This is a genomic window from Paenibacillus sp. 2TAB26 (assembly GCF_052115145.1).
In the GTDB taxonomy this organism is placed as follows: domain Bacteria; phylum Bacillota; class Bacilli; order Paenibacillales; family Paenibacillaceae; genus Pristimantibacillus.
Window position 1 is genome coordinate 67,604 of record NZ_JBFRGC010000038.1, and the last position, 7,188, is coordinate 74,791.

Here is a 7,188-nt window from a genome sequence, read left to right on the forward strand (position 1 = left end):
AGCAGGGGACGAGCTACATTGGAAAACATTATAGAGAAGATTTTAGTTTTGGGCTCTGCAATTGGGGTCATATATTTAATTAATTGGCTTACCAAAAAATAAGCTTTAAGTTTATTAGAATTCAAACGTGGTCACTATCGAATCGATATATCGAAGTGTAACTATATTTCTCCAATTCACCTAATGCCAATAAAGGAGAATGATTTAATGAGGCGCAGAACTCGTAATAATAAGGTAGATACTTTTTTTTACAGATTGGAAGTATTTTTTGAAGTATGGATATACCTCCCTCGGCTAATTTTCCGACTATACAAATGGATATTTGATTAGCTTACATACACTTGTTTAGTACAGGGAGTCTCTAAGACGCTTCCGACTAGAATGAAATAAATGTTATGTAAGACCTGGTAAGGCGGTACTAAGCGATATGTCTTTCATGGTGAGAAGGTGTGAATTACTATCCGCCCCTCTCCTCTCTGGCCTAGAGCAGGTTTCTAAGCAATCGAGAGCTCCCTAATACCCGTTTGCATGATCTATGGCATAAAACGGCGATACTATTGCGAGAGAGTGGTTCAGAACTCAAACAAATAGAAGAATGGTTGCTTCATTCATGCGAAGATCGGAACTACAGCAGATATTTATATGCATGATTCTAAAATAACCAGCAGAGAGGCTTCTGATCGGTTAGTATATCTTAACCCTCAAACAGTTAATTAAAATTTCGCACCATCTTCTGCACCATATTAGGTGCAAGAGACACTTTTATTGCAATATATAAAAACAAAAAAAGCCTTGCTGCGCAAGGCTTTCGGGTTTGAATAGTTGGAGCGGGTGATGGGAATCGAACCCACGCTATTAGCTTGGAAGGCTAAAGTTCTACCATTGAACTACACCCGCAAAGAAAAAGATTATGGTCGGGACGACACGATTTGAACATGCGACCCCCTGGTCCCAAACCAGGTGCTCTACCAAGCTGAGCTACGTCCCGAAGTGTAAATGAATTGCGTCTAATGTTGGGAAAATGGCGCGGCCTAAGAGATTCGAACTCCTGGCCTTTTGATTCGTAGTCAAACGCTCTATCCAGCTGAGCTAAGGCCGCACAATTTATGGAGCGGAAGACGGGAATCGAACCCGCGACCCTCGCCTTGGCAAGGCGATGCTCTACCGCTGAGCCACTTCCGCATGATTTTCTGTCAGCCGTTCGTTTCGTTTATCATCGCGGCGACAAGTAATAATATATCACCCCTGAAAACAAAAAGCAACTGTTTTTTAAAAAAAGTTTTAAATTATTTTAATCCCCTTAAAATACATTGTTCTAAAATGGCTGAAAAGCCTTATATGGCGCGGAAGTATGTGCTTTTAGACTTCATAAATCCAATCATAAAAATCAGCCTAAATGACGTTGTATCTTACTCCGTTTACTCCTTCCGATTGTTCAGCTCTAATGGATAACATTTTATAAATAACGAATATAATTGGTTCACTTCCCTCCCACTCGCTTCTAAGCTCAATATACTACACATGGCTTATCTAAAAGAACAAAAAACCGCATTTCCAAAGGAAACGCGGTTTACGGCATTAATATTAGTTACTATGCTCCAGCAGCAGCCAATGGTCTCTCTGACTGTGCACGGTTAATCAATGCCACTTTATCAGCAGCAGGCTGCCCGGCTAGTGCATAAGGTAAGCAAAGAGGAACGCCTGTACGCGGATCAGGCACAATATCTGCCTCAATGTTAAACACTTCGCGCATAATATCCGGTGTCATAACTTCTGCAGGCGTACCTTCGCCTACAACGACACCCGTTTTAATTGCAATCATATGATGAGCGTAACGTGTCGCGTGGTTCAAATCATGAACGACCATGACTACTGTGCGATTATTAGCTGCGTTTAGCTTTTGAAGCAAGTGAAGAACCTCAAGCTGATGCGCCATATCTAGGAAAGTTGTAGGCTCGTCAAGGAATAAAATATCAGTTTCCTGCGCAAGAGACATTGCAATCCATGCACGCTGACGTTGTCCGCCCGATAGATGATCTACCGGACGATCGGCAAAATCAGTCATACCTGTCGCTTCGATTGCCCACTGCACGATACTGCGGTCATCCTTAGTCATCGATCCGAAGCCCTTCTGGTATGGAAAACGACCATAAGAGACAAGCTCAGCTACTGTGAGTCCGTCCGGAGCGGTTGGATTTTGCGGCAAAATTGCCAATTGCTTCGCTACTTCCTTCGTCGATTGCTTATGGATGGACTTACCGTCCAGAAGTACACTGCCCTTCGAGGGATTCATAATACGGGCCATTGTTTTCAAAATCGTTGATTTACCAGAGCCGTTAGCTCCTACTAGCGCCGTGATCTTCCCTTGAGGTATAGCAATGTTTAAATTCTCAACGATTAGACGATCATCATAAGCAATATCAAGACTAGAGGTCGTTAAACGAATCATTGAACATGCACGCTCCTTCCGCTGCCTGAGGCAGACACCTTCTCATTTTATATTTATATTTCAATAAGTAACGAATATTGATAACGATTATCATTTATCTTTTAATGATAATGTTTCTCATAAAAAAAGTCAATGATAATATAAATAGCATTTATTCATATCGATAAAAATAGAGCCCCATTTAAATAGAAAAGCCGCCCAACAGGTTGGGACGGCTAGCTTTTATCATTTTACTAACGTTACCACTTTAGCTTCGTGCCAAATACGAGACCATTGCTTATTAGCCTTCCAGGCGTAGTAATGAGTTTTCCTTGCGCGTACATGCCAGAGGATGCTCCTCCGTCCAAATTCATCGCCTGCTCAGCGCCAAGCTGAATCATGATTTGACTCCACTGTTTTATCGTTGCTTTGGAGACGGTAGCTATGACAACAGTCCCGTCCTTTTTGACAAGAATGCCGCTTCTGCCAGCAGCATCGGTCAATATTTTGGAGCTGCTAAACCCTTCCCCAGCTGGATTAACTGCCGGTTTCCCATCCTTCACAAGCCTAGGTCCTGCACCAATGGCGGTATGAACGCGAGACCATGCAATCGGACTTTTCGAGAGGTTGGTCATTTCGATCTTATAATCAACCTTCGTACCTACCTTAAAGCGTGAGGCTAGCTTCTCCTCAGAACCTGTATAAACGAGAACATATCCATCTGCTGGAATGCTGACATTCTCTTTTTTGCTTATTTTGGTCACGACACCCTTACTGACCGTTACTGAAGTGCCTTGTGCAAATCCAAGCTTAGTACCACGCTTTGGCGTGAACATAATGGCTGACGATGCGCCTGCTGCAGGTGTTCGATTAATAAAATACGCATACCAGTTGTTAGGCGACTTAAAAGAACCGTCTGTTCCACCTAAAATTTTGACGCGCAGCGTATCCATAACTACATTCCCGTCCCATGTAAAACCAATCGCTGTCCCTGTATTGCCTATATGCTCCACATTGCCGTCTACAATTACCGTTCCATATGGCTCCGGAATGCCGCCATAAGCCTCAAAATAGGTTCCGTTAATCGCTGCGTCTGCACGGTAATCTTTAGCAATCGATTGAAGCGACTGAACGACGCCTATCTTACGGCTTGCCAGGCCTGCAGTAACGGGCATTCCCTTTGGAATGGTAACAGTTTGAACCGTAAACGACTGGCCTGCTGCAACAACCTTCTTGGATTCATGCTTCACCTTTAGGTTCAAGGTAGAGGCTGTAACCTGAATAGGAAGCTTCAGCTGGCCTTTGTAGCCGCTAGCTGTAACATCGACATAAAGATTAGCTGATCCAGCTGTAACCGGGGTTACCACGCTTTTCTCATTGATGCGAACGATCGCTGGATTGTCGGAGCGATAGCTGACAGCGACTGGATCGGACAGCTTCAGCTTGTCCGTGAGCAGGAGCCGTGTATCCAGCGGCAGCTTAACCGCCGCCGCTGCTGCATAGGTGATCGCAACGGTGCGAACTGGCCCCGCTGCGATTAATGTACTAGCGGACGCATATACGAAGCGTCCGCTGCCCTGCGGCGCCACACCGCTCGCGGGAACCGCGGTGTGACCGCCGTAGGTGTACAAGATCGACCCGGCAGAGCCGTCGATCGCGTACACAGCGCCGGAACGGCCGCCGGCCAGCACCGTGCCGGCGCCAAGATCCGGCGCAAGCGCCGCGGGGCCAAAGCCTCCCGCCCCGCTGGCGCTAATGCGCCATAGTTCCGCCCCGTCTGCGAGGCGGAACGCAGCTATGCCGTTGCCGCTGCGCTCCGCGGCAACGACAGTACCTTTGTCTCCGGGCACAAGCACCGGAGACGTCCAACCGCCTGCGGGCGCTGCTGCAAGCTCGCGAGTGAAGCGGACTTTGCCGTCCTCTTCATACGCAGCGATAGCTTTGCCCGCAAGCAGCATCACGCCGCCGCTCACATCGCCTGCGATCAGCTTCGCCCCAAGCAGCGTCTGCTCAAGCGACGCTTCCCATACAACTGCATTGCCGCGCACGGCATACAACACGCCATTGCTGCCCAGTACATAGACGCCGCGCTTACCTGCGGCCAGTTCCTTAACCGAGACTCCCTCTGGCAGTAGAGCAGCCTGCTGCTCTCCCACACTGCTCAGCGATAAAACAGCATGCTGATATGCAAAATAAGGAGTACCTTCCCCATCCGTCACCATGCCAGATGGCTCTAATTGTTCCTTTTTCCCTTTAAAATAATAAATACCTTTCTGACCGCCATTGCCGCCTTCATCATATTGATAAAGCCTAGCACCAGTTCCTGCAGTAAATATTTGTCCTTTTCCATTTACGGCTGGGGCGGATAGTTTCGAATATGTGTTTATTCTTTTTAATTCTTTTCCGCCATTATCTAATAAGGATAACCATCCATTATTCGTTACTACCAGCAGCTTTCCACTCGGCATAACAATCGGAGGATATAGAGTACCTTCTGCTTTGTATCGCCAGTACTCGATTTCTGCTTTGCTGGCAGCAGAACCCTTCGCATTAGAAGCCACCGTTTTTGTCTCATTCGTCGATTCTGCCGCAGAAACGGAGGAACCCCTATAAGCTCCCTTACCACCTAATGATTCACTTCCTGTGTAGCTCACATTCAACACTATAATAAGCAGAATAGCTACTACTCTAACAAGCCATTTTTTCATCTTTTGCTGCATCTGACTGATCTCCTTCTCCTTCTTATGTGTAGATTCCAGTTAGTCCCAATGAACTATATCGACAGGTTTATTCTAAAAATGAAGGGATTATATGGATAATAGAGCCCTCAAATTCTATTCAGGAATAGGTTGGCATCCTGTAACTCCCTATGTTACGATCACAAAAACATGTCTACAAATCTAGCAATGGGATTACTATTTCTTTATATAAAACACTAATTCCATTTACTATTTATCCTCAAAACAATTAACCTTGTACATTTTTAACCCCATACGATTGAGCAGGATCACCTTACTGTAGAGGTAGATCGTGTTTTGAACAAGCTATCCTAAGCAAACATAAAAGGAGGATTATAACCAATATGCAAACCACTAGATGCAAGCTGGACCCATTACAACAATCAGATTTAAAATACATGCAAAGGATATATTCGAGTCATGAGGTTAGAAAATACTTAGGCGGACCTGTACCAGTGGAATATCATCTAAATAAGTTTCTAGATGCTTTAGAGCGCTCATCAACGAAGGAGTCATACATTTGGACGGTTAGACTAAAAGAAAACAATGATTTTATTGGGGTTGTTTCCTTAGATAATCACATAGACGGAAGGTTTAAGGAAATCAGCTATGAATTTCTTCCGCAAAGCTGGGGTAGCGGCTACGCAGCCGAGGTAGTCGTTCAATTATTAATGTACGCACTTCATGAATTAAAGCTTGGCAAAGTAATAGCTGAGACACAAACAGCAAATACTGCTTCCTGCAGGCTCCTTGAGAAGGTAGGCATGCGATTAGAGCATAAGTTGCAAAGATATGGTGCTGAACAAGCGCTATACAGCTTCAATGATCATTCCGGGCTATTCGATTAATAGATGTGGATGATAAGCGTGGTTATAAAATCAAGCATGATGGATGATTACTACATAATTATTAAACACATATATAAACAGCAAAAAACCCTTGTTCGCCAAGGGTTTCTTCATGGTATGGTGCGCGTAGAGGGACTTGAACCCCCACGGTCGCCCGCTAGATCCTAAGTCTAGTGCGTCTGCCAATTCCGCCATACGCGCATATGTGATTCTTTGAAGCTTAACCATGTTTTGCAGGGCTTCCACCTACATTACTCTGTTGACATACAGAGTGCTTCCCTATGAAGGGTGTTAAATATGGTGCGCGTAGAGGGACTTGAACCCCCACGGTCGCCCGCTAGATCCTAAGTCTAGTGCGTCTGCCAATTCCGCCATACGCGCGCATGTGAGATAAAAAATGGTGAGTCATGTAGGATTCGAACCTACGACACCCTGATTAAAAGTCAGGTGCTCTACCAACTGAGCTAATGACTCATAGTATAAGTGGCTGGGGATTCAGGGATCGAACCTGAGAATGACGGAGTCAAAGTCCGTTGCCTTACCGCTTGGCTAATCCCCAATAGCGATATGGTGGACGCTGACGGGATCGAACCGCCGACCCTCTGCTTGTAAGGCAGATGCTCTCCCAGCTGAGCTAAGCGTCCAAGGATAAAGGCGCCATTTGTAAAAATAATTTGGTGACCCGTAGGGGACTCGAACCCCTGTTACCTCCGTGAAAGGGAGGTGTCTTAACCACTTGACCAACGGGCCATGCTAAAATTTATGCTTGTCCTTACAGTTGAAAGTTTTCTGGAGCTCTCAACCGGATTCGAACCGGTGACCTCATCCTTACCATGGATGCACTCTACCTACTGAGCTATGAGAGCATAATGGCTCCCCGAACAGGACTCGAACCTGTGACAACTCGATTAACAGTCGAGTGCTCTACCAACTGAGCTATCAGGGAACATTGTATTTTGAGTTGAATGTTATTAAAGCATCAACTTCAAAATAGGCACGGTTGAATATCAAGGCGTATTGCGCCTTGAAAACTGGATACGAAAGATTAGGCTTGCTGAAGCCTTTATGCTGCTGTCTACTGGATGTATGGGTCACAGTAAACGTGTTTAGGATAAGCCCTCGACCGATTAGTATTCGTCAGCTACACACATTGCTGTGCTTCCACCCCGAACCT

General features: G+C 45.5%; 3 protein-coding genes and 12 tRNA genes. 1 reads left to right on the plus strand and 14 read right to left on the minus strand.

Translation table 11 applies throughout. The annotated features are described in order from the left end of the window. Positions 1-823 precede the first annotated feature (823 nt). The 6 genes from AB4Z50_RS31515 to AB4Z50_RS31540 all read right to left on the minus strand — a co-directional run bounded on the left by AB4Z50_RS31515 (position 824) and on the right by AB4Z50_RS31540 (position 5,148). Positions 824-897: transfer RNA gene (locus AB4Z50_RS31515), tRNA-Gly, on the minus strand. 14 nt (positions 898-911) lie between these two features. Beyond that, positions 912-988 (minus strand) — tRNA-Pro (locus AB4Z50_RS31520). Between the two features lie 34 nt (positions 989-1,022). After that, positions 1,023-1,099, minus strand: a tRNA-Arg gene (locus tag AB4Z50_RS31525). Between the two features lie 8 nt (positions 1,100-1,107). Beyond that, a tRNA-Gly gene (locus tag AB4Z50_RS31530) sits at positions 1,108-1,182 on the minus strand. Positions 1,183-1,591: 409 nt separating this feature from the next. Next, a complete protein-coding gene (locus tag AB4Z50_RS31535; protein WP_076271911.1) occupies positions 1,592-2,449 on the minus strand; it encodes an ABC transporter ATP-binding protein in 858 nt (285 codons plus the stop codon). A gap of 239 nt (positions 2,450-2,688) precedes the next feature. Beyond that, the gene (locus AB4Z50_RS31540) at positions 2,689-5,148 is read right to left on the minus strand and encodes a phosphodiester glycosidase family protein (protein ID WP_441885573.1); all 2,460 of its coding nucleotides are present in this window, start codon (positions 5,146-5,148) and stop codon (positions 2,689-2,691) included. Positions 5,149-5,510: 362 nt separating this feature from the next. On the opposite strand from AB4Z50_RS31540, the gene AB4Z50_RS31545 reads away from it, so the two are divergent. Then, on the plus strand, positions 5,511-6,014 hold the full coding sequence (locus AB4Z50_RS31545; RefSeq protein WP_441885575.1) for a GNAT family N-acetyltransferase: 504 nt from the start codon (positions 5,511-5,513) through the stop codon (positions 6,012-6,014). A gap of 118 nt (positions 6,015-6,132) precedes the next feature. Here the strand turns inward: AB4Z50_RS31545 and AB4Z50_RS31550 are convergent. The 8 genes from AB4Z50_RS31550 to AB4Z50_RS31585 all read right to left on the minus strand — a co-directional run bounded on the left by AB4Z50_RS31550 (position 6,133) and on the right by AB4Z50_RS31585 (position 6,960). Beyond that, positions 6,133-6,215: transfer RNA gene (locus tag AB4Z50_RS31550), tRNA-Leu, on the minus strand. 97 nt (positions 6,216-6,312) lie between these two features. Then, positions 6,313-6,395 (minus strand) — tRNA-Leu (locus tag AB4Z50_RS31555). 17 nt (positions 6,396-6,412) lie between these two features. After that, positions 6,413-6,488, minus strand: a tRNA-Lys gene (locus tag AB4Z50_RS31560). Between the two features lie 10 nt (positions 6,489-6,498). After that, a tRNA-Gln gene (locus AB4Z50_RS31565) sits at positions 6,499-6,573 on the minus strand. Positions 6,574-6,582: 9 nt separating this feature from the next. After that, a tRNA-Val gene (locus AB4Z50_RS31570) sits at positions 6,583-6,658 on the minus strand. A 31-nt stretch (positions 6,659-6,689) separates the two neighbouring features. Then, a tRNA-Glu gene (locus AB4Z50_RS31575) sits at positions 6,690-6,764 on the minus strand. Between the two features lie 40 nt (positions 6,765-6,804). Next, a tRNA-Thr gene (locus tag AB4Z50_RS31580) sits at positions 6,805-6,880 on the minus strand. Between the two features lie 4 nt (positions 6,881-6,884). Continuing rightward, positions 6,885-6,960, minus strand: a tRNA-Asn gene (locus AB4Z50_RS31585). Positions 6,961-7,188 lie beyond the last annotated feature (228 nt).